The organism is Rhizobium sp. PK7-22, assembly GCF_056530405.1.
Genome location: NZ_CP096514.1, coordinates 1,480,447 through 1,506,312, shown reverse-complemented (window position 1 = coordinate 1,506,312; position 25,866 = coordinate 1,480,447). Strand labels below are relative to the sequence as shown.

Sequence of the window (25,866 nt, the reverse complement as noted above, 5' to 3'; positions counted from 1 at the left end):
GGAGGGTTCCGCGGTCTGCCAGCTCCGCCAGACACTCGTGCAGCGGACGCGGCATATAGCGGCCACTCAGGTCACAATCAATCCCGCACATGGCGGTGCCCGTGAAACGCTACTCGAATACGATCGCCGGCGCCGGCCGTACCGTCTGGCCCTTCAGTTGCGCCCAGACACGCGTGGCGATGTCCCGGTAGATCTTTGCCGCAGGACTATCCGGATCGGCCACCACCACAGGCGTGCCGGCGTCCGACCTTTCGCGGATATCGATCGTCAGGGGGACCTCGCCGAGGAAAGGCACACCGATGCGCTCGGCTTCGTTGCGGGCGCCGCCATGGCCGAAGATATCGTAGCGGGCGCCGGTATCGGGGGCGAGGAAGTAGCTCATGTTCTCGATGATCCCGAGCAGCGGAACTTCCACCTTGCCGAACATGGAGATTGCCTTGCGGGCGTCGATGAGGGCGAGATCCTGCGGCGTGGAGACGATCACGGCGCCGGCGAGCGGCACCTGCTGGGCCATGGTCAACTGCACGTCGCCCGTGCCGGGCGGCATGTCGACCACCAGAACGTCGAGATCGCCCCAGGCAACCTCGCGCAGCATCTGCAGGAGCGCCGACTGGACCATCGGGCCGCGCCAGATCATCGCGGTCTCCTCGTCGACGAGGAAGCCCATGGACATGGCCTTCAGACCGTAGTTCTCCATCGGCACGATGATGCGGTTATCGATCTGCTGCGGGCGACCCGAGATCTTCAGCAGCCGCGGGACCGACGGGCCATAGATGTCAGCGTCGAGGATCCCGACCCGCAGGCCGTTTGCCTGCAGCGCCAGAGCCAGATTGACGGCCGTCGTCGACTTGCCGACGCCGCCCTTGCCGGAGGCCACGGCAATGATGGCTTCGACGCCCGGGACGCCGGCCTTGCCGGGTCGGGCCGGTTCCGGATGCGGGTGAGAATGCGCATGGGCTTTCGGCTGCGGCTGTGGCGGCCTTTGCGGCTGTGGCCGGGGCGTCTGCGGTCCGGCACCCGCCTTGCGATCGGCCGTCAGGGTGACCAGCGCGCCCGTGACGCTCGGCATCGCCTTCACCGTCCGTTCGGCTGCGACACGCATCGGCTCAAGCTCGTTTGCCCGCTCGGCAGGAACGGTGATGGAGAAATAGACCTTGTTGTCGGAGATGAACACGTCGGAAATCATGCCGAGCGAGACGAGGTCGCCTTCGAGATCCGGCCCACGCACGTTGGCGAGCGTTTCAAGGACCTGTTCCTTCGTCACGTCAGGCATAGCGCACTCCTGTCAATCCGACCCACGACCGCGTCGCGGCTTTCGAGACCTTATAGGAGGTGCGTGCTTGCTGCTGCAACCGGAATGAAGTCGCCGTCCGATCGGCAGCCAGTGGCGCTCAGGATCGGACGGCGGCTTTTCCTGCGGCGTCTCTGCGGACGCTTCTCAGTCCCCTCTGGACCTGAGGGGTGCGATGCATGAAGTATGCCAAGTCTGAATTCCCGGAAATCTGCCTGTTTCCACCAATGTGCCCATGTATTCTGAGCAAACGGCAGAGCCATCGGCTAGGAATTAGGCAGATCGTGCATGCGGAAAGCATGTATACCTGCAGAAGCCGTACGTAAGGGAGGGTTACTTGATGAGGCCGGTGCGAAGGGCCTTCGCCACCGCCTGCGTCCGGTTGACGGTATCGAGCTTCTTTGCCGCTCGATTGAGGTAGTGATTGACGGTATGCTCGGACAGGCCGAGAATCTCGGCAATTTCCGCGCTGGTCTTGCCGGCTGCCGTCCAGTTCAGGCAATCGACCTCCCGATCGGACAGGCTATCTGCGGCTCGCATCGTCAGGCTGCGGATTTGTCCGAGCGTCTCGTAAATGTGGATGAAGAGGTAGCTCAGCTCCATCATCTGCTGAGTGTCGAAGATGGTTCTATCCCCGATGAGGGCAATGGATCCCCGCAGCCCGGTCCCGTCGTGAACGGGAAAATGCGCACCTTGCGTCAAGCCGTATCGCCCGAACATCTCCTCGGAGGCATTGTTGCCCCGCTCCTTGCTAACCGTCGACATATCGATAGCAAAGGGGACTGCCGATTCGCGCAGACGCTTGAGCACCGGGCTGGAGGCGAGCAAGCCTTCCCGGTCGAAGGCGGTGATCAGTTCCGCCGGCAAATTCGTGATGACCGTATTCGAAGCCAGGGTCAGCGACGTCTGAGGCGGCAGGTTCACCACCATGAAGACCCTTGCGCCGTATTCCTCCGTCAGCCGCCTCATGAAACGAAAGATGTCGAACTGTGTCTTCAGTCCGGCAATTTCCTGAAGCTTGGCTTCCACTGAATCAGTCCGGACACATTTTTCCGTTTGCGGCATAGGCCCAAATTCTCGCTTTTCCTGTCAGGACCCAGGCTTGGGACACGGGCGCCGACTGGAATAAAATCATTTCGGCAGCGCTGCATGCCCAGGATGGTCGCGAGCAGAACCACCCGAACACGTTGAACTGCAAAGACAATGCAGAGGTATGCTGAAAGTATTCCGATGGCAATTCCTAATCCTGACATAAGATCGGTTTATCCAGCCTCGCTCCATGTTCCCATCCAAAGGAAGCCAGTGCGGGCTTGCCCTCCGGCATCACGACATACAGATTGCGCGCCTGGTAATCAGAGGAGCACTGCATGTCTGCTACAGTTTTCGCCGGCCACATCCTTTCATCCACCGTTTGCGAGCTGGGCGAGGGACCGAGCTATGAAGTGGAAACCGACACGCTGTGGTGGTTCGACATCCTCGGCAGGACGCTCCATGAACTAAGCCTGGCATCCGGTGAGCAGCAGGCCCATCCGCTTCCTGTCATGGCCAGCGTGGTGGCGCGGATCGATGACGAAAAGCAGTTGCTGGCGACCGAAAGCGGCCTCTTCATCCGCAACCGCATGGACGGCACCCTCTCCCTCTACTGCGAACTGGAGCCCGGCCGGCGGTCCAACCGGTCGAACGACGGCCGCATCCATCCGAGCGGCAGCCTCTGGATCGGGACCATGGGCAAAGGCGCAGAAGAGGGCGCCGGTGCAATCTACCATGTCGCGCAGGGGCGGGTCACAAAGCTGTTCGGCGATATCTCCATTCCCAATTCGATCTGCTTCTCGGCGGACGGGAGAACTGGCCATTTCGTCGACACACGGGTGAACCGGCTGATGCGCGTGGCGCTCGACCCTGCCACCGGCCTGCCGACCGGTCCGGCGTCTGTGCTGGTCGACACCAGTGACCGTCCGGGCGGCATGGATGGCTCCGTATGCGACGCGGAGGGCAACATCTGGAACGCAAGGTGGGGCGGAGGCCAGCTCGACTGCTATAGCGCCGACGGCGTCCACCTCTCTGCCCACGCGCTGCCGGCAAAAAGGACCACCTGCCCTGCCTTCTACGGCCCAGACCTCGACACGCTGGCGATCACCTCCGCTTGGGAGGGCCTGAACGCCGCTGAACGGGAGGAAGACCGGCATGCGGGGCAGATCTTCGGCCTCGCAATAGAAGCCCGGGGAATAGCGGAGCCAACATTCCGGCTCTGACCGGGCCGGATGGGATCACAGAAGGCTCCGGCTCACCGGTCTCTTGAGCATCTCATGCGTTGACAGCCGCGCACGTGACAGCGGACATCGGGAACCAACCCCTGGCCTGGCCATTGTATTGCCGGAGCGGCAGCGACACCACAGACGCTGCTCCGGTAACGAGAAAAGGTAGGTTAGACATGAATAAGACATTCAGCACACTGGCGGCGGCAGCCGTCCTGATGGCCTCTACCGCGATCGCGCCGGCACTGGCCCAGACCACCAATCCAGCGACACCGGCTTCCCCGGCCGCTCCGGCAGATCCGGCGATGCAGCCCATGGATGGCAGTGCAGCCGCTCCGGCAGCAGGCACCACGGGTAGCGCCGCTGCACCAGCGACTTCCGACACGTCCACCGACATGGCGGCAGGTTCTGGTACCTACATCACCGAGCAGTCGGAAACACAGATCAGCGCCAACGATTACATCGGGAAGCCCGTATACAACTCCGAAGACGAGAGCATCGGTGACGTCAACGACCTCATCCTGGAAGAACAGGGCGGCATCGTCGCGGCCGTGATTGGCGTCGGCGGGTTCCTCGGCATCGGCGAAAAGGATGTTGCCGTCCCGATGGACCTGATCACGATGTCGCGGGATACCGAGACCAACGAGATCCGCCTGACTACCACTGAAACCGCCGAATCGCTCGAGGCAGCGCCGGAATTCATGACCCTGGATGACCAGCAGGCGGCAACCGACGCCAGCACCACCTCGGCGACCGGCACCGCCCCCATGCCGGAAACCAACGCCACAACCCCGTCGACGACCCAGCCTAACGACTGAGTCTGGAACGAGGGACGCGTTGAGGCATAATGATGAGGCGGTGCTGCGGCGCCGCCTTTTCATGTTCAGGCATCCAAAAGTCTGAAGAATGCGACGACCTACTAGCTGCGCTGGGAGGCGACCGTGCCGTAGTGTTGCTGCAGGTAGTGCTGGGTTGCGGCTGCGTCTACCGGCTTGCCGTAATAGTAGCCCTGCCCCATTTCGCAGCCGAGCGCTGTCAGCTTTTCGGCATCGGCGACACTCTCGATGCCTTCTGCAACCACTTCGAGATCGAGACCCGCGCACATGGCCACGATGGCCTTGACGATATGCTCCGATGCGCGGTCGGTGGTAATCTGGGAGACGAAGGCGCGGTCGATCTTGACCTTGTCGAACGTGAAGTCTCTGAGGCGGCCAAGGCTCGACTGGCCGGTTCCGAAGTCATCGAGCGAGATCTTCACGCCGTGGGCCTGGAGGTCGGCGATGATACGGTGGGCGGTATCGGCAGACGTCATCACCGCAGTCTCTGTGATTTCAAGTTCCAGACGCCGCGGATCGAGTCCGACCTGCGCCAAGGTTGCCAGGATGCTCTGGCTTGTCCCCGTATCCATCAACTGGGCCGATGACAGGTTGAATGACAGGAACAGCTCATTCGGCCAATGCAATGCGGCCTCGGCCGCCTTCCGAAGCAAGGTGTCCGACAGGGCATCAATGAACCCGCGCTCTTCCGCAAGCGGTACGAAGATGGAGGGTGAAACGAAGCCGAGATCGGGGTCGATCCAGCGCGCCAGTGCCTCGAAACCAAGAACCGCACCGTCTCGAAGGCGGACGATCGGCTGGAAATGCGTATCGACGGCATCGGCGATCACGGCGGTCCTTAGCGCCTGCTCAAGCTGCGTCGAGCGCTTCATCTCCTGCGCGATTTCCTGCGAGAATACCGTGATTTGCCCCCGCCCGCGTCGTTTCGAGCGGTAGAGCGCCGTTTCCGCGCTCTTCAGCAAGTCCTCGAATTCCTCGCCGGCGAAGGGGTAGATGGCAAAGCCGAAGGAGGCCGAGAGACGAACGTTGCGGTCGCCGAGGTCATAGGGGGCCGACAGGACATCCTTCATCATCTGGCCGATACGCTCGGCGCCCAAACGTTCGAACACCAGCGGCAGAACGAAAGCGAATTCATCACCGTCGTGACGCGTCACGGTCGCACCGTCGGGCATGCACGCCTTGAGACGATGGGCGACCTGACAGAGAATTTCGTCACCTGCCTCGGCGCCGAAAAGATCGTTGATCGGCTTGAAGCCGTCGAGATTGGCGATGCAGATGGTGAAGGGTGCAGGATCCTGCGCGCGCTCGGCAGAGAGCAGCCGCACCTTGTCCCTCAGGCGATAGCGATTGCCAAGACCTGTGAGAGGGTCGCTGTATGCCATTGCCTGCAGTTCGTTTTGACTGACCTGCGGCAACAGATTGCCCGCCGACGCCATGGGAAATCCGATACTCTGTACACATTCATTCCCGACAATGAGGCAGAAAGATTAATAAACCTCTCTGCCCCGCTTTGCATAAATCGAACGTGTTCAGGCCCTTAGAGCGATATGGGCAGGCATGTGGGCCGCAAATACCGCCTCCAGCATCTCGGGGCTCAAGGGTTTCAGGATGACGTCGTTCATGCCTGAAGCGAAGCAGTCGTTCCGGTCCCGATCAAAGGGATGCGGCAAGACGCCGATGATCGGCGTCGGCGACAAACCCATTTCTCCCGCTTCAACTTCGCGGATACGGCGGGCTGCCTCGAACCCGTTGATGCCCGGAAGGGTGATATCCATCAACACCAGGCGCGGCGACAGATCCCGCCACAGGGCGACCGCCTCCTCACCGTCCTTGGCAATCTTGAAGCGATACCCGAAGCCCTCCAGTATCCGTGAAAAGACGATCTGGTTTACCGCATTGTCCTCCGCCACCAGGACATCGATCAGGTTTCCGGCTTCCACTACGGTATCTTGCAGCTCGCCACCGACGGGGGTGGCCGGACGCAGGCTGAAGATGTCGGCGACATGGGTATGCAGGCCACCTATCAGCTGATCGTGCTCCGCAACGATCATGGGAACAGCAAAGCGCGAAGCCACCGCGGCGCAGGGCCCCGACAGGTCGGAATCGACCAGCAACAGATCGACCGTCACGCGCGCTTCACCTGCTGCGACAAGAAACATCTCCATTTCGTGGGCGTTGCGCACGGCGGCAGCGTCGGCACCCAGTTCAGCCAGCGCCTCCACGGCCGCCGCCGACAGTGCCAGAGACGCTGTCGCGATGAGAACCTTGCGGCCGGCGATGTCCTGTATGGCAAGTCCGTAGTCCACGGCAGAGCGCCGAACCTCGGCTTCATCGGCCGGGGCCTGAGTTGTGAGGCTCTGAAGGGTAGGCGTCTCTTCGATTGCGGTGACGATGAAGTAGCGACCCGGCTTGCCGATGCGGAACTGTCGCACCACAGCGTCCATTTCCATGCCGTCGGCAGTGGAAAGGCGCTCCGGGACAGTGACGAAAATGCCGTTCCGGGCAATCTGATGCCCTATGCCTTCCAGGCGCCGGGCGACTTCAGGGGCGAAGACTTCGCCCGGGGTTCTGCCAAGAATTTCATCCACCGGCATACCGACGAAGCGGCTGAAGCTCTGGTTGGCGCCAACGTAGACCATGTCCTGCGTCTTGACGCAGACGGCAAACGGCAGTTGATCGATGACGTCTTCCAGGAGCTGGACCCGCTCGGCAGTCGCATGCAGCTGATCCTCGCGTTTTTTCTGCTCGGAGATGTCCTGCACGACGCAGACGCCATAGCCATTGGGAAGACGTCGCTTCTGATAGCGAACCCAGCGGTCGCCGCGTTTCTCGACAAATTCCGAGCGCTCCTTCCAGAGCGACGCGATTTTGTTCGCGATCCAGTCGTCGCGGCCCATCGGTTGGCTCTGCCGACCGTCGCCGGGAAAGTCCCGACCACCCGCATAGTAGAGAGCGTCGAGCAGATCACGCAGGCGGGTCCCGACAGTGAGGAGGGATGGAGGGACAGGCACAAGCGTCGGGTCCGACGAGCTTGCGTAAACAAGTTCGTCGTTGCGATCATACAGCAGGACAGTTGCCGAGACCGCCTCCGTCACCGTTTCCAACAGCATGCCGGGGATATTTGCCTCCGGCCACACCGTGGCATTCGTTTCTTGCTCTTCCCGTATCACAGATCAGATCTCGATATTGGGCGCCTCGCTGCCGGTTTTGTGAAACGAGCGTCGGCGTCCTCTTAGCGGTGGGTCGGGCATGCTGGTATCGGCGCGGCTGCCTCTCGTCGCGATCACAATCCCAGCTGATTGCGATCAGAAGCATCCGGGGATGCTGGAATTCCCCGTTCTCCAGAACCCTATGGAGATTGTCTTAAGAGCCGCTTAATCTCGACCGCGAGGTCTTCCCATCCCGGAGCGAATCCGGGAAGATCACGGGATGGCAGTCAAGCTCCTTTCAGAGACCCTCATCAACCAGATCGCCGCCGGCGAAGTGATCGAACGCCCGGCCAGCGCAGCCAAGGAATTGGTCGAGAACGCCATCGATGCGGGGGCGACTCGAATCGAGATTGCAACCGCCGGCGGAGGTAAAAGCCTGCTGCGGATCACCGACAACGGCTGCGGCATGGATGCCCGGGACCTGGAGCTTGCCGTCCGGCGCCACTGTACCTCCAAGATCACCGAGAGCCTCGACGACATCCGGACGCTCGGCTTCCGGGGCGAGGCGCTGCCATCGATCGGATCGGTGGCGAAAGTTACCATTACCAGCCGGAGGAGCGGCGATGCGCAGGGATCGCAGGTCTCGGTCATCGGCGGCACCACCTCCCCCGTCCGCCCGGCTGCCGCCAACCAGGGGACCGTCGTGGAGGTCCGCGACATCTTCTTCGCAACGCCCGCACGACTGAAATTCCTGAAGTCTGAGCGCGCGGAAGCCGGAGCGATCACCGAGATGGTGAAGCGCATGGCGATCGCCTTCCCGGCCATCCGTTTCGTGCTTTCCGGGCCGGACCGGTCGACGCTCGAACTGCCGTCTACGGGCGAGGATGCGCTGGCCCGGATCGCCCAGATCCTCGGGCGCGATTTCAAGGATAATGCGATCGAGATCGACGCACGCCGCGACGAAGTGTCGCTGACCGGCTTTGCCGGCGTGCCCACCTTCAACCGCGGCAACTCCGCCCATCAATACGCATTCGTCAACGGACGGCCTGTCCAGGACAAGCTGATACTATCGGCCATCCGCGGCGCCTATGCCGAGACCGTGCCGTCCGGCCGCTATCCCGTCGCCGTCCTCTCCATCGACCTCGATCCGGCCTTCGTCGACGTCAATGTTCACCCGGCCAAGACCGATGTCCGCTTCCGCGACCCCGGGCTGGTGCGCGGCCTGATCGTCGGCGCCATCCGTGAAGCGCTTGCCCGCGAAGGCAGCCGTGCCGCAACCACCAGCGGAAGCGGTCTCGCCAGTGCTTTCCGTGTCGGGTATCCGGCTGCAGCGGCAGCCCAGCCGTGGTCTGCCGAGACCTCGCCTTCGCGGCCGCTGTGGCAGTCCGACGGTCTGTCGGAGGCGCCGCAGGCGCATTTCGGGACCATGACGATGCCATCGGCCCGGACAGAGCCTGCGTCCGAGGCCATCAACGTGTCCGCCGTGCAAGACGGCGGATCCCACCACCGGCTGGGGGCCGCAAGGGCGCAGCTGCACGAGAACTATATCGTGGCGCAGACGGACGACGGGCTCGTCATCGTCGACCAGCATGCGGCACACGAACGGCTGGTGTTCGAGGCGATGCGCAAGGCGCTCGACGCCGGGCGGCTGCCCTCGCAATCACTGCTCATTCCCGAAATCATCGACCTGCCGGAAGAGGACTGCGACCGGTTGATGGCACACGCCACCGAACTCGACCGCTTCGGCCTTGCCATCGAGCGCTTCGGGCCGGGTGCTATCGCCGTTCGCGAGACGCCTGCCATGCTGGGCGAGATCGATGCGGTGGGGCTGGTTCGCGATCTGGCCGACGAAGTCGCGGAGTGGAGCACCGCCGGGGGCCTGCGCGCAAAGCTCGAGTACGTCGCGGCCACGATGGCCTGCCACGGCTCGGTGCGATCCGGGCGGCGCCTGCGTCCCGAGGAGATGAACGCGCTGCTTCGGCAGATGGAGACGACACCGGGTTCCGGGCAGTGCAATCACGGCCGGCCGACCTATATCGAACTCAAGCTGACCGACATCGAGCGGCTGTTCGGGCGGAGTTGACCGGCGGTCGCAAGCCAGCAAGAGGCTGGTGCTGGCGTCGCACCCGCTGTAAAGCGAAGCGCATTATTTTCGGCAGGAGACGACAGATGAACCGGTTCGAGGGAAGCGGCAGCCGTGAAGCCAAGATCCGTTATCTCGATGGAGACTATCAGTTGCAGACGTCGGGATCGCATGTGATCTGTGCCGTGACCGGCGTGCAGATCCCGCTCGACGAGTTGCGCTACTGGAGCGTGGCGCGGCAGGAAGCCTATGTGGACGCCGCCGCCTCGATGGAGGCCGACAAGCGGGCGGGCACGCTGCCGAACCAGCGCCGGGCCTGAGGCCTTACAGGTTTTCCCGACCGTCCCGCAGCCGTCTCTGGCGGTAGGCAGCGACCGCCTGGTCGATGAGGGCGGCGGGGGCGTGAGGATCATCAAACTCCATATCGACCTCCACCACTTTGAGCTTTTGCAGAAGCGCATCTGCGGGGCCATGGCCACTGAGGAGGCGCATCGCATCCTTGGCAGTGGTCACCGGCAGGAGGCCCTGACGTTCGGCATCGGCCGCCAGGTCGGCAATCTCGTCGTCGCTGAAAAAGTGATGGTCGGGGAACGATCGCTTGACAGCGATGGTCGCGTCGAGAGCTTCCAGGGTGCGATAGAATTTTGCCGGATGGGCAATGCCCGCGAAGGCCAGCACCCGCTTTCCCGAAAGGTCCGGTGCCGGACGCGGCACGAGTGACGCGACGTAGACGGGCTTTCCTGCCCGAGCTGCCTGGCGCACGAGAAGATCGGCCGCATCGCCATCACCAACCTTGAGGATAGCGGAGAGCTGGCGCATCTGCTCGTCGATCGGCGCCCGTACCGGTCCACCGGGAACGAGATGGCCGTTGCCAATGCCGCGGACGCTGTCGATGACGATCAGCGCCACGTCGAGCTCGATGCGGGCGCTCTGGAAGCCGTCGTCCATGATGATCAGGTCAACGCCCTCGCTGATTAGCCTCTGGGCACCTTCGAAGCGGCGCCGCGAGATGACCGTCATGGCTTCGCGCGCCAGCAACAGAGCCTCGTCACCCACAGCCCCCGCCCGGTGATGGTGAGGATCGACGATCGTCGTGACATCGAGCGAGCCGCCGTAGCCGCGGCTGAGGAAGCCGGGCGTGAAGCCGCGTTCCTTTGCGACCCGCGCCAGCGTAATGGCCGTCGGGGTCTTTCCCGCACCGCCGACCGTGAAGTTTCCGACACAGATGACCGGCGCCGGCACACTGACCCGCTTGCCCTTCACCAGCCTGCGGCCGGCGACCCTGCCATACAGATAGGAGACGGGCGCCAGGCTCCAGGCACGCCAATCGGCTTTCGTCCACCAGAAAGGCGGCGCTTCCGACACCATCGATGAGGTCCCCCGGGATGTTACGCAACAGCAGAGCACAAAATGGCAGTTTTCCGAAAAAGGCAAGGGCGGGCGGTGGGTTGGCTGCTATCAGACGGACGCCACCGGTCGCGGCAGCAACGCCACCAGGGAAGCGATGCTGTCAAGGCAGATGTCCGCATGCGGCTGCAGGCTCTCCCTGCTTCCCGTCCCGGTCAGGACGCCAATCTTCAAAAGTGCGCCGGCGCCTGCCCCCATCACCATGTCGTGGTTGTTGTCGCCGACCATGGCAACGCGGGTTGGGGGAAGGCCTGTCGCGGCACAGAAGCCCAACACCATCCCCGGTTCCGGCTTCGGGCCGAAACCGCTGTCGTAACCCGCGACAAAATCGACGTATTCGGCAATCTCGAAGCGCGCTGCCGTCTGGCGGATCGAGAGCTCGTTGTCGCTGGAGGCAATGCCGAGCTTCAGGCCCCTGCCCTTCAGGGTCGAGAACAGGGTCCGAAGATCCGTCACGGGGACGGCATAGTCGGTCGCCCGAACGAAGAGCGCATCGAGCAGCTCCGTCAGGTCTCTGATTGCCAGCGGCGAGCCGGCGGCCACAAAGCCCGCCGCGATCTCTGCGGCATTGCCGGCGGCAAACAGGCTGTCGGCGAGCGTATGGCCCGACACGGGATCCATGCCGGCCGCTCTCAGAAGGGGAAGTTCGAGATCGGGTCTACCGGCTGCCGCGATGCGGGCCGCCTCCCGGTTCACCGGTCCCCAGCTCTCGTCATAGCGGATGAGGGTGCCATCTTTGTCGAAGAGTATCCCGGCGATGTCACCGAAACGATCGAGGCTCATTGCGCCGCCACGTTGCGGGGCTGGAGCCGGGCGCTGACGGTGAGCGGATTGATGTAGGGCTCCAGGGCCTTCACGGTGGCCGAAAGGGCGCCACGCATCTCCTGCACCGTCTCCTGGCCGGCTTCGATCATCTTCTTGCGTGCGACGTCGTTGCTCAGCAGATAATGCACGGCCTTGGCCAGCATTTCGGTATCGCGCACCAGGCGGGCGCCGCCCCTGCGCACGAGGTTCGCGTAGGCATCGCGAAAATTGTCGACGCGGCTTCCGGACAGGACGGCACAGCCGACCATGGCAGGCTCGAGCGGGTTCTGCCCTCCCTCGCCGGTCAGCGATCGGCCGACGAAGGCAACCTCCGTCAGGCGCAGATAGAGGCCCATCTCGCCCATGCTGTCACCCAGGAAGACGTCGGTCTCCGGGGTGATCGCATCGTTGCGCGACCGCCGCGCCACGATGAGGCCCTGCGCCTTCAGCATCTCCTCGATCCCATCCGCCCGGTCCGGATGGCGAGGCACGATGATCGTCAGCTGACCATTGCGCGCCTTCAGCGCCTTGTGGATCTTGCCCGCCGCCTTCTCTTCGCCTTCAAAGGTCGAGATGGCCGCCCATGTCCTGCGACCGCCGATCTCCTGCCGGTAGCGCTCGACGAGTTCTGCATCGAAGGGCGGCGGATCGGTGTCGCCCTTGAGATTGCCGGAGACGAGCACCGGCCAGGCGCCGAGATCACGGAAGCGTTCGGCGTCCAGATCGCTTTGTGCCACCACAAGCGACATCTGACCGAACAGTGTCTCCGCAACGCGGTCGTAGCGCCGCCAGCGATCGAACGAGCGGTCGGAGATCCGGGCGTTGACGCGGATCTGCGGGATCTTGCGGCGGGCAAGCTCCATCACGGTCGTCGGCCAGATCTCCGATTCCGCCGTGATGCAGGCGTCCGGCCGCCAGTAGTGCAGGAAGCGTTTGATGGGAAATTTCAGGTCGATCGGTACGTACTGGTGGATGACCTGCTCGCCGAGCCGCGTCCGCACCAGCTCGGCGGAGGTCACGGTGCCAGTGGTCAGCAGCACGTGGATTTCGCGCCGGCAGAACTCGCGCATGAGCGGGATCATCGCAAGCGTTTCGCCCACACTTGCGGAATGCACCCAGACCAGGGGGCCGCGTGGCCTTGGCGCACTCGGATAGCCGAACCGCTCGTTGCGGCGCTGGCGATCTTCCTTGCCCTTGTAGGCACGGTAGGCAAGGTAGGGCGAGGCAAGCGGATACAGCACGATGCCGGCGACCCGGTAGCCTGCCAGAGCCACGCGCGCCAAGCCCTTGCTCATGCCGTATGCCTTCGATGGGTGGTGGCTGCCTGCAACAAGCTGAATGTCCTCCGCGCAATCATCCGTCACCGGATCATTGCTTTCGAATTGCGTCAAAACCGGGTTTTACAGGACGCGGCAACGAGATCAAAAACGTCGGTCGCAGCCGTTTCTATCCGCAAATGATGCTATTCGCCTTTGACATCCGGGTCGAGCAGCTTGTGCATATGGACAATGAAGTAGCGCATCTGAGCGTTGTCGACCGTCTGCTGCGCCTTGCCGCGCCACGCTGCAAGGGCGCTGGCGTAGTCGGGATAGATCCCGACGACATCGAGGTTCGCGAGGTCCTTGAACTGCACCCCGGCAAGGCTCGAAAGTTCGCCGCCGAACACGAGATGGAGCAATTGCTTCTTTTCGCTTGTTTCCGTCATTCTCTTCACCCTTTTGCCGGTCCCCCCGGCAACCCTGATTGCGACACGCAGGCGGAAAGGTCAACCCGTCGGATCGTCCGGCATGAACATCCGCAGCTTGTCCAGCGCATGCTCCGCGCCGGCGCGCAGCACGCCGTGCTTGACGCTTTCCCTGTTATAGACGAGACGGCGCCCCTCAGCATCGACCAGGCGGCCGCCGGCGCGCTCCAGGATGAGGTCGGCTGCCGCAAGGTCCCAGTCATGGGAATTGCGCTTGACGATCGTGCCGTCGATCGTGCCGTCGGCGGTCATGGCCAGCCGATAGGCGAGCGACGGGACGTGGCGCACCCGGTGGACGGAGTTTTTGTGTTCCGGCTGGACCAGCTTCAGCACGTCTTCCGCGACAGCAAGCTTCAAGGGTTCGACGGCCGAGGGATGTGACACGGTGATCAATTTTCCGTTCTTCAGCGCCGGCTCGTCCACGGATGCCGTGAACTCCTCGTCGAAAGCCGGCGCGACCAGAACGCCGGCCACCGGCTGCCCGCGATGCACGACGGCAACGGAGACGCACCAGGTCTTCTCGCCTGCGATGAAGGCGCGGGTGCCGTCGATCGGATCGACCACGAAAAGCGTGTCGCAGGAGAGCCTTGCCACATCGTCGTCAGTCTCTTCCGACAGCCAGCCGTAGGCGGGGCGAGCAGCCATCAGGATGCTCTGGAGCGTGTCATTGGCGGCATAATCCGCGGCACTGACGGGGGAGCGTCCCTCCTGCTTCCACCAGACCTCCGGCGATTGGCCGAAATAGCTCAGCGCCACCTTGCCCGCCTCCATGGCCGCCAGCCGGATCAGCGCCAGATCTTCGCGCCAGCGTTCAGCATCGACCTCCATCGGCATCAGCGGCCTGCCAGGGTCATGCCCTCGATGGCAATCGTCGGCGAGGCGACCCCGAACTTCCGGTCGATGTCGTTTGCCGGCGTAAGCCGCATGAACATGTCCTTGAGATTGGAGGCGATCGTCACCTCGGAGACCGCATAGGCGAGTTCGCCGTTCTCGATCCAGAAGCCGGTTGCGCCACGGCTGTATTCGCCGGTCACCATGTTGACGCCCTGGCCGATGAGTTCGGTCACGTAGAACCCGGTGCCGATGCCGCGGATCAGATCCTCGGGCGAGACATCGCCCGGCTCGAGCGCCAGGTTCGTCGAGCTTGGGCCCACGGATGTGCCGCCGCGGGAGCCGCGGCCATTCGTCTCCAGCCCCAGTTCCCTGCCGGTCGAGGTGGAGAGGAACCAGTGGTTCAACACGCCGTCCTCGATCATCACGAGGCGCTTGCCGGATACACCTTCGCCATCGAAGGGACGCGAGGAGGAGCCACGCACGATCATCGGGTCGTCGGTGATTCTGAGGCCGGACTTCAGCACCTGCTTGCCCATCTTGTCGCGCAGAAAGCTCGTCTTGCGGGCAACGGAAGCGCCGTTGATGGCGCCGGCGATATGCCCGACGAAGCCGCGCGCAAGGCGAGGATCGAAAACGACGGTGAGGTCCTTGCCGGTCGGCACCTGGCGCGGATTGACCCGCTTCACGACGCGCTCGCCGGCGCGTCGGCCGATGTCCTTGGGGTCGTCGAGGTCGGCGAAGAAGAGGCGGCTGTCGAAATCGTAGTCACGCTCCATCTTCGTGCCCTCGCCGGCAATGACGCTGACGGAACGGCCGAAGCGGGTGGCCATGTAGCTGCCGGAAAAGCCGTGGGAGGTGACGAGCACCAGTCCGCCCATGCCTGCCGACGCCCCGGCGCCGGACGAATTCTTGACGCCGTCCACATCGAGTGCCGCCTGCTCCATGTCGAGTGCGGCATCGCGCAGCGCGTCCGTCGGCACTTCCGTGGCATCGTAGAGATCAAGGTCGGGATAGTCGCGCGCCAGGTTGTCTTCGTCCGCGAGGCAGGCGTAGGGATCTTCCGGCGACACTTTGGCCATGGCGACGGCCCGTTCGGCGAGCGTCCTGATGTCGAAGCCCGGGTTGGCAGAGACGCTGGCGACGCGGTTGCCGACGAAGACCCTGAGCGAAAAGTCGTCGCTTTCCGACGCTTCCGTTCCCTCCACCTTGCCCAGGCGAACGCTCACCGATTTCGAACGGGAACGAACGACCACGGCGTCGGCCTGGTCGGCACCGGCGGCCTTGGCAAGTTCGATCAGCTGGGTTGCGCGGGTCAGAAGAGTTTCGGAATCAAATTCGGAGGTCATTGTGTACCTTTCGTTGCCGCTCCATTTATTGTGCGGCAAGTAAGGCATCAAGGCTCGTCTTCCGATTCTTCCGCTAACCCGCGCTGCGCAAGGTAGTTTTTCATGACGGAATCAGGATCTCTGTTCACGCAGATGCTGCTGCTGCTTGCGGGCGCGGTTATCGCCGCGCCTATTTTCCGCAAGCTCGGGCTCGGCACCGTGCTCGGCTATCTGGCGGCAGGCGTGGTGATCGGACCTATCCTGCAGCAGATCACCGAGGCCGAAGAGGTGCTGCATGTGGCGGAGTTCGGCATCGTCTTCCTGCTCTTCGTGATCGGGCTGGAGCTGAAACCGTCACGCCTGTGGCAGATGCGCGGCGACGTCTTCGGACTGGGGTCGGCACAGGTCGTGATTTCCGGTGCGCTGTTGACCGGCTTCACGATGATGGCCGGCATCGCCGACTGGCGCGGCAGCGTCGTGATCGGCTTTGGCCTGGCGCTGTCCTCCACCGCCTTCGCGCTGCAGATCCTCAGCGACGACGGCGACCTGAACAGCCGCTACGGGCAGCGCTCGTTCTCGATCCTGCTGTTCCAGGACCTGGCGATCGTGCCGCTGCTGGCGCTTGTCACCATCCTGGCGTCAGGCGCCGGCGAAACGGAGGCTTCGGCGCTGACCAGTGTCGTGATCGCCATCGGCGCCGTCGGCGCGATGATCCTGGCCGGCCGCTATCTCCTGACGCCGCTTTTCCAGGTGATCGGCCGCACGGGTGCACGCGAGGTGATGATCGCCACAGCCTTGCTGATCGTGCTCGGTTCTGCGGCGGCCATGCATGCGGTTGGTCTTTCGATGGCCATGGGGGCGTTCCTTGCCGGCGTCATGCTGGCCGAATCCTCCTACCGGCACGAGCTGGAAGCGGACATCGAGCCGTTCCGCGGACTGCTGCTTGCCCTGTTCTTCATGGCCGTCGGCCTATCGCTCGAAGTCGAGGTGCTCTGGGAGCAGCTTGGCTTCATCCTCGTTGCTGTGCCGGTAGTAATGGTGACCAAGGGCGTGATCACCTATGCGCTCTGCCGCGCAGCAGGCTCGCCGCGAAACGATGCACTGCGCATCGCCTTTCTGCTGCCGCAGGGCGGCGAGTTCGGCTTCGTCTTGTTCACCACGGCCGTTGCCGTCGGCCTGTTGTCGTCGGAAACGGCGTCGCTGCTGATTGCCATCGTCACAATTTCCATGGCGCTGACACCGCTCGGTGCGGCGCTGTCGCGGCGGATGATGGCGGTGGAGCATGAGGAACTGGAGGAGGACTACGAAGGCGCCGGTGCCGACGTGCTGATGATAGGCTTCTCGCGCTTCGGGCAGATTTCGGCGCAGATCCTGCTGGCCGGCGGTCGCGAGGTGACGGTGATCGACGATTCTGCCGATCGTATCCGCCAGGCTGCGGCCTTCGGCTTCCGGATTTATTACGGCGACGGCATGCGCAAGGATGTGCTCCTGGCATCCGGGATCGAGAAGGCCAAGATCGTTGCCGTACTGACCCAGAAGCGGGAGGTCACCGACAAGATCGTCGACCTCATCCGGTCCGAGTTTCCCAATGTCCGCCTCTACGTCCGCTCCTACGACCGGATCCACACAATTTCGCTGCGGGCCCGCGGCGTGGACTACGAACTGCGCGAGACGCTGGAGTCCGGCCTGCTATTCGGCCGCAAGACCCTGGAAGGGCTCGGCATGAGCACAGCGGAAGCGATGGCGATCGAGGATGATATCCGCAAGAGGGATGAGGAACGGCTGCTGATCCAGGCGGCCGACGGGCTGATGGCGGGCCGCCATATGCTGCACAACCGGCCGGTCAAGCCCGAACCGCTCGTCAAGCCGAAGCATGCTCCGGCGCCTGAACAGGACATCAAGGCGACCGACGAGGCGACGAGTTAGCCTTCGGCTGCGAGGTAGATGGCGTCGACGGCGCGTTTCAGGTCGTCCTTCACGCTGGCTGAATGCTCCAGGATTTCCTCGGCCTTGCGGAAATCCAGCACCCGGTAGCGATTGACCGGCGGACGCAGGAAGATATGCGGTGGCTGCAGCCGCAGCTTCAAGGCGATGGCCGACTGCATCATCAGCTGGCTGGCGCCGAACATGCTGTCGATGCGGGTGGGTGCCTGGGAACCGTCTCCTTCCGGCGCACCGATGACATCGACGCCGATGACGACATCGGCCAGATCCATCAGGTGGTCATAGGGAATCGGGTTGAAGACCCCGCCGTCGATCATGATGCGGCCGTTGATGCGCACCGGCATGAAGATGCCCGGCAGAGCGGCAGAGGCGGCGATCGCGGGGGCGAGATCTCCCGATTCCAGCACGACCTCGGATTGGCCGTAGTAATCGGTGGCCAGGACCTTCAGCGGGATCTTCAGACTTTCAAAGTCGTCCGGGATGGCCGGCGGAAGCAGTGCCTTCAGCACCAGCTCCAGATTGAACTGGCCGAGCTTGAAGCCGCCCAGCGTATCGCGCATCGACGCCGGCCCAAGGCTCCAGAGCTTGTTGGTGAGCGTGCCGCGCGGGCCGATGGTCTGCACGGTATAGTCATGGATCTCGCGACCGGACATGCCGGCAGCCATTGCGGCCCCCATGATGGCTCCGATCGAGGAACCGGCGATCGCCACCGGGCGGATGCCGAGTTCATCCAGCGCCTCGATGACGCAGATATGCGAGATGCCGCGCGCGCCGCCGCCCCCGAAGGCGATCGCAAAAGTCAGGTCGCTCTTGCCGCGGATCAGGTCGGCATCGGGAAGGGCAAGCCTGGTGTTCATTTGCGCGCTCCGCTCAATCCGGCTGATAGCGCAGGAAATGCATGCGCGTGTCGCCGAAGACGCGCTGCTCGAGAAGCTTGAAGACCGGATCGGCCTTCGGCGTCACATCGGCACGCTCCTCCAGGATTGCCAGTGCGCCCGGCTCCAGCCAGCGTCCGGCATGCGCCGCTAGAAGCGCCGCCTCGCCGAGGCCCGCGCCATAAGGCGGATCGGCAAAGAGCAGCTGGAACGGTTCGATCGTTCCTACAGGGCCAAGCCTGGTGGCATCGCGCCGCAGGATGCGGGCGCGGCCATGCAGGCCGAGTGCGTCTATGTTTTCCCAGAGCAGTCCCCTGCCCTCGATGCTGTTCTCCACGAAGAGGGCCGACCTGCAGCCGCGCGACAAAGCCTCGATGCCGACGGCACCGGTGCCGGCGAAGAGATCGATCACCCGCGTCTGCTGCAAGGCCTCGGGATAGACGTGGCCGATGATGTTGAACAGGCTCTCGCGCGTCCGGTCGATGGTCGGCCGGATATCGTTCGATTTCGGGGCGGCCAGAGTGCGGCCGCGGAATTCACCTCCGACGATGCGCATGAAGGCTTATCCCCGAGGTGTGCGGGGCTTGCCGCCCGACGGACGGCCTCCTGGGGGACGGCCTCCCGGTTTTCCACCACCACCGCCGCCTGGATTGCCGCGGTTGCCAGTGGGTTTGCCACCAGCAGGCTTGCCGCCAAAGGACTTTCCACCGCCCGGCTTGCCGCCGAAGGGCTTGCCACGCGGCTTGTCGCCAAAGGGACGGTCGCCGGCTGGTCGTTCGCCGCGTGGCCTGTCGCTTCTTGGCGCATCGCTGCGCGGCCTGTCGCTTCTTGGCCGATCGCTCGGGGCACCCTCGCTGCGTGGCCTGTCGCTGCGGGGCCTGTCGCTGCGAGGTCCATCGCTTCTGGGCGCATCGCTGCGGGGCCTTGGGCTGCGTGGGCGGTCGCCGTCGGGACGAGCAGCGCCGCGGTCGCCGCGAGGCTTGTCGGAGAAGGGTCGCTCGGCGCGGGGCGGACGGTCGCCGAAGGGGCGGTCGCTGCGCGGGCGCTCGGATCTGGCGTCACCCGAAAACGATTTGGCGCGGGGACGATCGCCCTCCTCGCGAGGCTTGCGGTCGCCGCGGGGCCTGTCGCCAAAGCCGCGATCGCCGCCGGGGGCGCCGCTTCTCGGACGTCCACCTGCGGGGCGGCCACCTGTCGGACGGTCGCCTCTGGGTCGATCTGCCTGTGGGCGATCGCCTCTGGGGCGGTCGCCTTGGGGACGATCCCCTCTCGGGCGGTCTCCGCCGCGGTCGGGACGGTCGCCGAAGGAGCGCTTGCCGCCCTCTTCACGCGCCGGCGCGTCTTCGCCACGGATCCAGTCTTTGTCCTCGGGAACACGGTTCACCACGATCGGCCGATCGTTCTGCGGCTTCGGCTTGTCAAACAGTCGCTCGGCATCGGCGCGCGCGGAGGTTCTCTTGCCCTTCACATCAGTGGTCGGGCGCGCGCCCGGGGCCATCCAGACGTTGGCGGTGCGGGTGGTGCCCATCGGCGGACGCTTCTTCGGCTTTTCCTCGTCGAAGCTGCGCTCGTCGCGCGCGCCGCCACGAGCCGGCTTGCCGGCGAAACCACGATCGTCGCGACGGGTGTCCGGCCGGCTTGGCGCCTTGTCGCGCCGCGGGTCTTCGCGCCGAGCATCGGGCCGTACATCGCGCGAACGCGATTCCCGCGGGCGGGCTTCCTTGGCCCAGCCGCCCTTTTCGCGCTTCTCCGGCTTGTCGGCGTGATCGTCAGGGGCCTCCTCGCCGCCGGTTTCATTGTAGATCGGTGCGTCGAAATTCGCCTTGGCATCCTCGATCAGGCGGGGACCGAGCTGGTCACGCAGCGTGCGGCCGCGCACTTCCACCACCTGGCCTTCGGGAAGATCGCCGAGCTGGAAGGGGCCGTAGGAGATGCGGATGAGGCGGTTCACCTCGAGGCCAAGCGCGCCCATGACATTCTTGATCTCGCGGTTCTTGCCTTCGCGCAGACCCATGGTGATCCAGACGTTGTGGCCCTGCTGGCGGTCGAGGGTTGCCTCGATCGCACCATAGAGGACGCCGTCGACGGCGATGCCGTCCTTCAGCTTGTCGAGGTCGCCCTGCTCGATCTCGCCATAGGCGCGCACGCGGTAGCGGCGCAGCCAGCCGGTGGTCGGCAGTTCCAGGACGCGCGAGAGACCACCATCGTTGGTGAGAAGCAGCAGGCCTTCGGTGTTGATGTCGAGACGGCCGATCGACAGGACGCGTGGCAGGCCTTCCGGCAGGTTGTCGAAGACGGTGGCGCGGCCTTCCGGATCGGAGTTGGTCGTCACCAGGCCGGACGGCTTGTGGTAGAGCCAGAGGCGCGTGCGCTCGATGCCGCGGATCGGGTGACCGTCGACCTCGATGCGGTCTTCCAGCGTGGCGTTGACCACCGGCGTTTCCAGCAGCTCACCGTTCAGCCGCACGCGACCTTCCATGATCATGCGTTCGATATCGCGGCGCGAGGCGACGCCGGCGCGGGCGAGGATCTTGGAGATGCGTTCCGGCTTTGCCGAACCGTCCGTCGTCGAGGAGGCTGCGCGCGCCGGAGCGGGCTTCAGCGCCTTGAAGGGCTTTTCCGCAGCCGCGGCGTCGCTCGCGTTTTTCCTCGGCTTCACGCCGCCCTTCGCCGAAAAGCCGGTCGGGGCTTCGGCTCTGGGTTTTGTTTCGCGTACGAAGGGCTTGGCTCCGCCGCGCTTCGGCTTGTCTTTGGGTGTCATTTGTTGTTTGCCTGAAGCGAGATGTCGAACGGAAAGATCCGGACATTCATATTGGTTGAAGTGCGTCTTAAGGCTTCCCCGTGATCGGGGAGCGCAGATTTGTCCGCTTCCTACCAGTTCACGGGACCCGGGTTAAGAGGGAAATCGCCGAAAATGGCTAAGAGTGACGGTTTCATGGCGGAGGCATTGCGCGAGGCACGCGCCGCGGCAGACCGTGGCGAGATCCCGGTCGGCGCCGTTCTCGTCGTCGATGGCGTGGTGATTGCCCGCTCCGGCAACCGGACCCGTGCCGATAACGACGTGACGGCCCATGCGGAGATTGCCGTGATCCGCGAAGGTGCGAGACTTCTCGGGCAGGAACGGCTGAGCGGGGCAGATCTCTACGTCACGCTGGAGCCCTGCACCATGTGCGCCGGCGCCATCTCGTTTGCCCGCATCCGCAGGCTCTATTACGGCGCGGAGGACCCGAAAGGCGGCGCCGTGGACAACGGCGTCCGCTTCTTTCGCCAGCCGAGCTGCCATCACGTGCCGGAGGTCTATTCGGGACTGGCGGAAACGGAGTCGGCCACACTGCTGACCGGCTTCTTCCGATCGCGGCGGCCGAGCTAAAGGGCAGTCAGCTTACTGGAAGGGTTTCCACCAGCTCGATGTCTGCTTGCCGGACTCGGCTTCCTTCTTGCGCCGGCGTTCCTTCTGGATCTCGGGCTCGCCCAGATCATTCAGGACCGCGGTATCGACGGCGCGGTATTCGGTCGGCGGATCCGTCAGCGAACGGCGCCCTCCCGTCACATCAACCGTTTCCTGGTTTTGCTTGGCCTGGCGGAAAGCTTCCCACTTTTCAGATTCCGTCATCTGGCCAGCCTGGCCACGGCCGGCGAGCAGGGGCGAACGGTAGCGGGGATTGTTTTCGTTGTCGGTGGCTTCCTGGCGCAGGCGTACGCGCGTTTCCTCAGGCGACTCCACCCAGCCAGGGTTGTTTTCGCGGTTGGCGAGCGACGTCTGCGGCGGCGGCAAGGACCGGTCCTGGCCTGCGACCACGAGCTTGGGGCGCGGGTTGTACGCGACCTTGGTCTTATCGTCATTGCCCCCCAGCGATATGGCGGAGGTCAAATCATCGCCCAGCTGCTCCATTGCCGGCGTGCCGGTCCCATAGGTCGGGCTGCCCATGCAGCCAGAGAGCATTGCCACTCCGGCCATCATGCCGGCCACGCTCAAAGCGGCGCGAAACCCATGCGTCGTCTTCATAAAAGCCCTTCCAGCGGCACCGCACTCCGGCGCCTTCAGATTCCCGCGTCATCATGGCCTGACGGAACAATCCGGCCAATTTCGGGCAGATGTACCGGATGACGCGTCAAAGCGCAATCATCCGGTCCGATGCGAGGTTCAGCCGAGGCGGCCGAGTGCGGCCAGTTCCTTCAGCGCTGCTGCGTCTCGCGCCGAGACATCCGGATAATCCGGATCGGATCCGACATCGCTGGTGATCTTCCAGGAGCGGGCGCATTTGGTGCCCTCGGCAAGCTTCGGCTCGACCGCGACCTTCGTGCCGTCCTCGAGGCGGAAGGCATCGGCCGGACCTTCATCGCCCACCACCGCGATATCGGAAGTGATGCAGATCTCGGCGAAATCGAGACCCTCGAGAGCCGCCAACAGGTTCGGATCGCCGACATGAACGACGGGGGCTGCTTCCAGGGACGAGCCGATGCGCTTTTCCTTGCGTTCGATTTCGAGCGCGCCGGTGACGGCACGGCGGACGGTGCGGACCTTCTTCCACTTCTCCGCCAGCGCATCGTTCTGCCACTCGCCGGAAATCTCCGGGAACTGCTCCAGGTGGACGGAGACGGCATTGGGATCGCGCGACAGCCAGGCCTCTTCCGTGGTGAAGGGCATCATCGGGGCAAACCACAGGACCAGGCAGTCGAAGAGCTTGCGGATGACGAAGAGGGCCGAGCGGCGCTTCAGGCTCGACGGGGCGTCGCAGTAGAGCGCGTCCTTGCGGATGTCGAAGTAGAAGGCCGAGAGCTCGACATTGGCAAAGTCCGACAGGGCGCGCACGATGCGCTTGAAGTCGAATTCGTCGTAACCCTTGCGGACCAGCTGGTCGAGTTCCGAGAGCCTATGCAGCATCAGACGCTCGAGTTCCGGCAAGTCAGCATAGGCGATCTCGTCGCCATGGTCGTGCGCCAGCGTGCCGAGCATCCAGCGGATCGTGTTGCGGATCTTGCGGTAGCTGTCGATATTGGTCTGGATGATCGTCTTGCCGAGGCGCTGATCTTCCCAGTAGTCGGTGTTCATCACCCAGAGACGCAGGATATCGGCGCCCGACTGGCCCATGATCTCCTGCGGCGTCACCGTGTTGCCGAGCGACTTCGACATCTTGCGGCCGTCCTCGGCCATCGTGAACCCGTGGGTGACGACGGCGTTGTAGGGCGCGCGGCCACGGGTGGCGCAGCTTTCCAGGAGCGACGAATGGAACCAGCCGCGATGCTGGTCGGAGCCTTCGAGATAGACGTCGGCCGGCCATTTCAGGTCCGGGCGATCTTCCAGCGTGAAGGTGTGGGTGGAGCCACTGTCGAACCAGACGTCGAGAATGTCGGTAACCATCTGCCACTTTTCGCCGTCATGCCCGTTTCCGAGGAAGCGATCCTTGGCGCCTTCGGCAAACCAGGCATCCGCCCCTTCGGCCTCGAAGGCTTCCAGGATGCGAGCGTTGACGGCATCGTCCTGCAGGACATTGCCGTCGGCATCGGCGAAGACGCAGATCGGCACGCCCCAGGCGCGCTGGCGCGAGAGCACCCAGTCCGGGCGCTGCTCGATCATGGCGCGCAGGCGGTTCTGGCCGCCGGCCGGCACGAAGCGGGTCTGGTCGATGGCCGAGAGCGCGCGGGTGCGCAGCGTCGTGCCGTCGCCGAGCTCCTTGTCCATGTAGACGAACCACTGCGGCGTGTTGCGGAAGATGACCGGCTTCTTGGAGCGCCAGGAATGCGGATATTCGTGCTTGATGCGGCCGCGGGCAAAGAGGTTGTTCGCCTTAATCAGGGCCTCCATGACGCGCTTGTTGGCGTCGCCCTTCTTGCCGTTGTCGTCGAGCACGCGGGCGGCCCCACCTTCGGCGGACGGGCCGAAACCGGGGGCGTCTTCGGTGTAGAAGCCGGCGTCATCGACCGGGAACGGGATCTTGGTGTCGATACCACGCTCTTCCAGGGCGCGACCATTGGACATCCAGGCCTCGAAGTCTTCGCGGCCATGCGACGGGGCGGTGTGGACGAAACCGGTACCGGCGTCATCGGTGACGTGGTCGCCGTCGAGGAGCGGGACTTGGAATGTGTAGCCCCCCTCACCCGGCGCATTCGCGCCACCCTCTCCCCGCTGGGTAGAGGGGGAGGATGCGGCGTCCGCCAGCCCTCCCTTCTCCCCGGCGGGGAGAAGGTGGTCCGAAGGACCGGATGAGGGGGCCCAGGCTGCCAGCGGGTGGGCGCAGGTGATGGCTGCAAGTTCGGCACCGGTCACGTCGCGGACCAGCTTGAGGGTCACCTTGGCCTTGGTAGCTGCATCTTCAGCGAGGCGCTTGGCGAAGATAAGCTTCTCGCCCGGCTGCGGGCCGAATTCGTTCGTGGCTTCGGTGATCTCGTAGAGGCCATATTCGATCTTCGAGGAGAACGAGATCGCGCGGTTGCCTGGGATGGTCCAGGGGGTGGTCGTCCAGATGACAACGGAGGCCTGCTTGAGTTCGTTCAGCGCATTAGTGTCGGCCACAGCGTCAGCAAATGCGTCCCGACCATCACCCCCACGGAGCTTCAAAGCTCCCTGAACATCCTTCACCGGGAACTTCACCCAGATCGTGTCGCTCTCGACCTCCGCATATTCCACTTCCGCTTCGGCCAGCGCCGTGCGCTCGACGACCGACCACATGATCGGCTTCGATCCGCGGTAGAGCTGGCCGGACTTGGCGATCTTCAGGAGTTCGCCGGCGATGCGCGCTTCGGCGTGGAAGGCCATCGTCGTGTAGGGATTGTCGAAATCGCCCTCGATGCCGAGGCGGCGGAATTCTTCCGACTGGATGTCGATCCAGCCTTGCGCGAACTCGCGGCATTCGCGGCGGAATTCGTTGACCGGGACCTCGTTCTTGTCCTTGCCCTTTTCGCGGTACTTTTCCTCGATCTTCCATTCGATCGGCAGGCCGTGGCAGTCCCAGCCAGGCACGTAGTTGCTGTCATAGCCGCGCATCTGGAAGGAGCGGGTGATGACGTCCTTCAGCACCTTGTTCAGCGCGTGGCCGATGTGGATGTTGCCATTGGCATAGGGAGGGCCGTCGTGCAGGACGAACTTCTCGCGGCCGGCGGCGGAGGCGCGAAGCTTCTTGTAGAGGTCCATCGACTTCCACTTCGCTGCCATTTCCGGCTCCTTCTGCGGCAGTCCGGCGCGCATCGGGAATTCGGTTTCGGGCAGGTAGAGGGTCTTGGAGTAGTCGAGCTTGTCTTGGGTGGTATTCGGGGTATCGGTCATGGATCAGCCATCGGATAGGGCGACCGGCGTGGTCGCGAAAACTTCTGTCATGGAG

The 25,866-nt window shown here is 64.0% G+C and carries 21 protein-coding genes; 6 read left to right on the top strand and 15 right to left on the bottom strand.

Annotated features, from left to right (window positions below; genetic code table 11):
- Positions 1 to 109: 109 nt before the first annotated feature.
- Together apbC and M1E10_RS11940 are read right to left on the bottom strand one after the other, a co-directional pair.
- Positions 110 to 1,273 carry an Mrp/NBP35 family ATP-binding protein gene (gene apbC / locus M1E10_RS11945; RefSeq protein WP_499176602.1) on the bottom strand — a complete coding sequence of 388 codons (1,164 nt, stop codon included), beginning with the start codon at positions 1,271 to 1,273 and terminating at the stop codon, positions 110 to 112.
- 351 nt (positions 1,274 to 1,624) lie between these two features.
- Positions 1,625 to 2,356, bottom strand: a complete 732-nt coding sequence (locus tag M1E10_RS11940) for a helix-turn-helix transcriptional regulator (protein WP_499176600.1) — start codon at positions 2,354 to 2,356, stop codon at positions 1,625 to 1,627.
- Positions 2,357 to 2,658: 302 nt separating this feature from the next.
- On the opposite strand from M1E10_RS11940, the gene M1E10_RS11935 reads away from it, so the two are divergent.
- Both M1E10_RS11935 and M1E10_RS11930 read left to right on the top strand, forming a co-directional pair.
- Complete coding sequence (locus tag M1E10_RS11935) at positions 2,659 to 3,543, top strand: SMP-30/gluconolactonase/LRE family protein (protein WP_499176599.1); 885 nt, start codon at positions 2,659 to 2,661, stop codon at positions 3,541 to 3,543.
- A gap of 179 nt (positions 3,544 to 3,722) precedes the next feature.
- Positions 3,723 to 4,364, top strand: a complete 642-nt coding sequence (locus M1E10_RS11930; RefSeq protein ID WP_499176598.1) for a PRC-barrel domain-containing protein — start codon at positions 3,723 to 3,725, stop codon at positions 4,362 to 4,364.
- A 101-nt stretch (positions 4,365 to 4,465) separates the two neighbouring features.
- Here M1E10_RS11930 and M1E10_RS11925 read toward each other — a convergent pair whose 3' ends face one another.
- Together M1E10_RS11925 and M1E10_RS11920 are read right to left on the bottom strand one after the other, a co-directional pair.
- Complete coding sequence (locus tag M1E10_RS11925) at positions 4,466 to 5,818, bottom strand: putative bifunctional diguanylate cyclase/phosphodiesterase (RefSeq protein WP_499176597.1); 1,353 nt, start codon at positions 5,816 to 5,818, stop codon at positions 4,466 to 4,468.
- Between the two features lie 93 nt (positions 5,819 to 5,911).
- Complete coding sequence (locus M1E10_RS11920) at positions 5,912 to 7,492, bottom strand: response regulator (protein WP_499176596.1); 1,581 nt, start codon at positions 7,490 to 7,492, stop codon at positions 5,912 to 5,914.
- A gap of 319 nt (positions 7,493 to 7,811) precedes the next feature.
- On the opposite strand from M1E10_RS11920, the gene mutL reads away from it, so the two are divergent.
- The gene (mutL, locus tag M1E10_RS11915) at positions 7,812 to 9,614 is read left to right on the top strand and encodes a DNA mismatch repair endonuclease MutL (RefSeq protein WP_499176595.1); all 1,803 of its coding nucleotides are present in this window, start codon (positions 7,812 to 7,814) and stop codon (positions 9,612 to 9,614) included.
- An 86-nt stretch (positions 9,615 to 9,700) separates the two neighbouring features.
- The gene (locus M1E10_RS11910; RefSeq protein WP_029617202.1) at positions 9,701 to 9,934 is read left to right on the top strand and encodes a DUF2093 domain-containing protein; all 234 of its coding nucleotides are present in this window, start codon (positions 9,701 to 9,703) and stop codon (positions 9,932 to 9,934) included.
- Between the two features lie 4 nt (positions 9,935 to 9,938).
- Here the strand turns inward: M1E10_RS11910 and lpxK are convergent, their stop codons facing one another.
- The 6 genes from lpxK to M1E10_RS11880 form a co-directional block, all read right to left on the bottom strand.
- The gene (gene lpxK / locus M1E10_RS11905) at positions 9,939 to 10,982 is read right to left on the bottom strand and encodes a tetraacyldisaccharide 4'-kinase (RefSeq protein WP_499176594.1); all 1,044 of its coding nucleotides are present in this window, start codon (positions 10,980 to 10,982) and stop codon (positions 9,939 to 9,941) included.
- 90 nt (positions 10,983 to 11,072) lie between these two features.
- Positions 11,073 to 11,804, bottom strand: coding sequence for an HAD family hydrolase (locus tag M1E10_RS11900; RefSeq protein ID WP_499176593.1), 732 nt, complete (start codon positions 11,802 to 11,804; stop codon positions 11,073 to 11,075).
- Positions 11,801 to 13,120 carry a 3-deoxy-D-manno-octulosonic acid transferase gene (gene waaA / locus M1E10_RS11895; protein ID WP_499176592.1) on the bottom strand — a complete coding sequence of 440 codons (1,320 nt, stop codon included), beginning with the start codon at positions 13,118 to 13,120 and terminating at the stop codon, positions 11,801 to 11,803. Before waaA ends, M1E10_RS11900 begins: the two co-directional genes overlap by 4 nt.
- Before the next feature lie 167 nt (positions 13,121 to 13,287).
- Positions 13,288 to 13,530, bottom strand: coding sequence for a DUF4170 domain-containing protein (locus tag M1E10_RS11890; protein WP_029617206.1), 243 nt, complete (start codon positions 13,528 to 13,530; stop codon positions 13,288 to 13,290).
- A 60-nt stretch (positions 13,531 to 13,590) separates the two neighbouring features.
- The gene (locus M1E10_RS11885) at positions 13,591 to 14,403 is read right to left on the bottom strand and encodes a 3'(2'),5'-bisphosphate nucleotidase CysQ (RefSeq protein ID WP_499176591.1); all 813 of its coding nucleotides are present in this window, start codon (positions 14,401 to 14,403) and stop codon (positions 13,591 to 13,593) included.
- Complete coding sequence (locus M1E10_RS11880) at positions 14,403 to 15,749, bottom strand: TldD/PmbA family protein (protein WP_499176590.1); 1,347 nt, start codon at positions 15,747 to 15,749, stop codon at positions 14,403 to 14,405. Before M1E10_RS11880 ends, M1E10_RS11885 begins: the two co-directional genes overlap by 1 nt.
- Positions 15,750 to 15,851: 102 nt before the next feature.
- Here M1E10_RS11880 and M1E10_RS11875 point away from each other — a divergent pair, with 102 nt between their 5' ends.
- On the top strand, positions 15,852 to 17,654 hold the full coding sequence (locus M1E10_RS11875; RefSeq protein WP_499176589.1) for a monovalent cation:proton antiporter-2 (CPA2) family protein: 1,803 nt from the start codon (positions 15,852 to 15,854) through the stop codon (positions 17,652 to 17,654).
- Here the strand turns inward: M1E10_RS11875 and M1E10_RS11870 are convergent.
- The 3 genes from M1E10_RS11870 to M1E10_RS11860 are packed head-to-tail and all read right to left on the bottom strand — an operon-like array spanning position 17,651 to position 21,308.
- Positions 17,651 to 18,529 carry a patatin-like phospholipase family protein gene (locus tag M1E10_RS11870; RefSeq protein WP_499176588.1) on the bottom strand — a complete coding sequence of 293 codons (879 nt, stop codon included), beginning with the start codon at positions 18,527 to 18,529 and terminating at the stop codon, positions 17,651 to 17,653. The genes M1E10_RS11875 and M1E10_RS11870 overlap by 4 nt on opposite strands.
- A gap of 13 nt (positions 18,530 to 18,542) precedes the next feature.
- Positions 18,543 to 19,103 (bottom strand): RsmD family RNA methyltransferase, encoded by a 561-nt coding sequence (rsmD, locus tag M1E10_RS11865; protein WP_499176587.1) that lies wholly within the window; start codon positions 19,101 to 19,103, stop codon positions 18,543 to 18,545.
- A 6-nt stretch (positions 19,104 to 19,109) separates the two neighbouring features.
- On the bottom strand, positions 19,110 to 21,308 hold the full coding sequence (locus M1E10_RS11860) for a pseudouridine synthase (RefSeq protein WP_499176586.1): 2,199 nt from the start codon (positions 21,306 to 21,308) through the stop codon (positions 19,110 to 19,112).
- 153 nt (positions 21,309 to 21,461) lie between these two features.
- Here M1E10_RS11860 and M1E10_RS11855 point away from each other — a divergent pair, with 153 nt between their 5' ends.
- Complete coding sequence (locus M1E10_RS11855; RefSeq protein WP_499176585.1) at positions 21,462 to 21,917, top strand: nucleoside deaminase; 456 nt, start codon at positions 21,462 to 21,464, stop codon at positions 21,915 to 21,917.
- Positions 21,918 to 21,929: 12 nt separating this feature from the next.
- Here M1E10_RS11855 and M1E10_RS11850 read toward each other — a convergent pair whose 3' ends face one another.
- Entirely contained in the window at positions 21,930 to 22,553 is a 624-nt protein-coding gene (locus M1E10_RS11850) for a hypothetical protein (RefSeq protein ID WP_499176584.1), read from the bottom strand.
- A 138-nt stretch (positions 22,554 to 22,691) separates the two neighbouring features.
- On the bottom strand, positions 22,692 to 25,811 hold the full coding sequence (ileS, locus tag M1E10_RS11845; protein ID WP_499176583.1) for an isoleucine--tRNA ligase: 3,120 nt from the start codon (positions 25,809 to 25,811) through the stop codon (positions 22,692 to 22,694).
- Between the last annotated feature and the right edge of the window lie 55 nt (positions 25,812 to 25,866).

What these genes read in the sequence shown, in the direction of transcription:
- apbC (WP_499176602.1), bottom strand. Translation starts at nt 1,273, where the DNA reads ATGCCTGACGTGACGAAGGAACAGGTCCTTGAAACGCTCGCCAACGTG.
- M1E10_RS11940 (WP_499176600.1), bottom strand. Translation starts at nt 2,356, where the DNA reads ATGCCGCAAACGGAAAAATGTGTCCGGACTGATTCAGTGGAAGCCAAG.
- M1E10_RS11935 (WP_499176599.1), top strand. Translation starts at nt 2,659, where the DNA reads ATGTCTGCTACAGTTTTCGCCGGCCACATCCTTTCATCCACCGTTTGC.
- M1E10_RS11930 (WP_499176598.1), top strand. Translation starts at nt 3,723, where the DNA reads ATGAATAAGACATTCAGCACACTGGCGGCGGCAGCCGTCCTGATGGCC.
- M1E10_RS11925 (WP_499176597.1), bottom strand. Translation starts at nt 5,818, where the DNA reads ATGGCGTCGGCGGGCAATCTGTTGCCGCAGGTCAGTCAAAACGAACTG.
- M1E10_RS11920 (WP_499176596.1), bottom strand. Translation starts at nt 7,492, where the DNA reads ATGCTGTTGGAAACGGTGACGGAGGCGGTCTCGGCAACTGTCCTGCTG.
- mutL (WP_499176595.1), top strand. Translation starts at nt 7,812, where the DNA reads ATGGCAGTCAAGCTCCTTTCAGAGACCCTCATCAACCAGATCGCCGCC.
- M1E10_RS11910 (WP_029617202.1), top strand. Translation starts at nt 9,701, where the DNA reads ATGAACCGGTTCGAGGGAAGCGGCAGCCGTGAAGCCAAGATCCGTTAT.
- lpxK (WP_499176594.1), bottom strand. Translation starts at nt 10,982, where the DNA reads ATGGTGTCGGAAGCGCCGCCTTTCTGGTGGACGAAAGCCGATTGGCGT.
- M1E10_RS11900 (WP_499176593.1), bottom strand. Translation starts at nt 11,804, where the DNA reads ATGAGCCTCGATCGTTTCGGTGACATCGCCGGGATACTCTTCGACAAA.
- waaA (WP_499176592.1), bottom strand. Translation starts at nt 13,120, where the DNA reads ATGAGCAAGGGCTTGGCGCGCGTGGCTCTGGCAGGCTACCGGGTCGCC.
- M1E10_RS11890 (WP_029617206.1), bottom strand. Translation starts at nt 13,530, where the DNA reads ATGACGGAAACAAGCGAAAAGAAGCAATTGCTCCATCTCGTGTTCGGC.
- M1E10_RS11885 (WP_499176591.1), bottom strand. Translation starts at nt 14,403, where the DNA reads ATGCCGATGGAGGTCGATGCTGAACGCTGGCGCGAAGATCTGGCGCTG.
- M1E10_RS11880 (WP_499176590.1), bottom strand. Translation starts at nt 15,749, where the DNA reads ATGACCTCCGAATTTGATTCCGAAACTCTTCTGACCCGCGCAACCCAG.
- M1E10_RS11875 (WP_499176589.1), top strand. Translation starts at nt 15,852, where the DNA reads ATGACGGAATCAGGATCTCTGTTCACGCAGATGCTGCTGCTGCTTGCG.
- M1E10_RS11870 (WP_499176588.1), bottom strand. Translation starts at nt 18,529, where the DNA reads ATGAACACCAGGCTTGCCCTTCCCGATGCCGACCTGATCCGCGGCAAG.
- rsmD (WP_499176587.1), bottom strand. Translation starts at nt 19,103, where the DNA reads ATGCGCATCGTCGGAGGTGAATTCCGCGGCCGCACTCTGGCCGCCCCG.
- M1E10_RS11860 (WP_499176586.1), bottom strand. Translation starts at nt 21,308, where the DNA reads ATGACACCCAAAGACAAGCCGAAGCGCGGCGGAGCCAAGCCCTTCGTA.
- M1E10_RS11855 (WP_499176585.1), top strand. Translation starts at nt 21,462, where the DNA reads ATGGCTAAGAGTGACGGTTTCATGGCGGAGGCATTGCGCGAGGCACGC.
- M1E10_RS11850 (WP_499176584.1), bottom strand. Translation starts at nt 22,553, where the DNA reads ATGAAGACGACGCATGGGTTTCGCGCCGCTTTGAGCGTGGCCGGCATG.
- ileS (WP_499176583.1), bottom strand. Translation starts at nt 25,811, where the DNA reads ATGACCGATACCCCGAATACCACCCAAGACAAGCTCGACTACTCCAAG.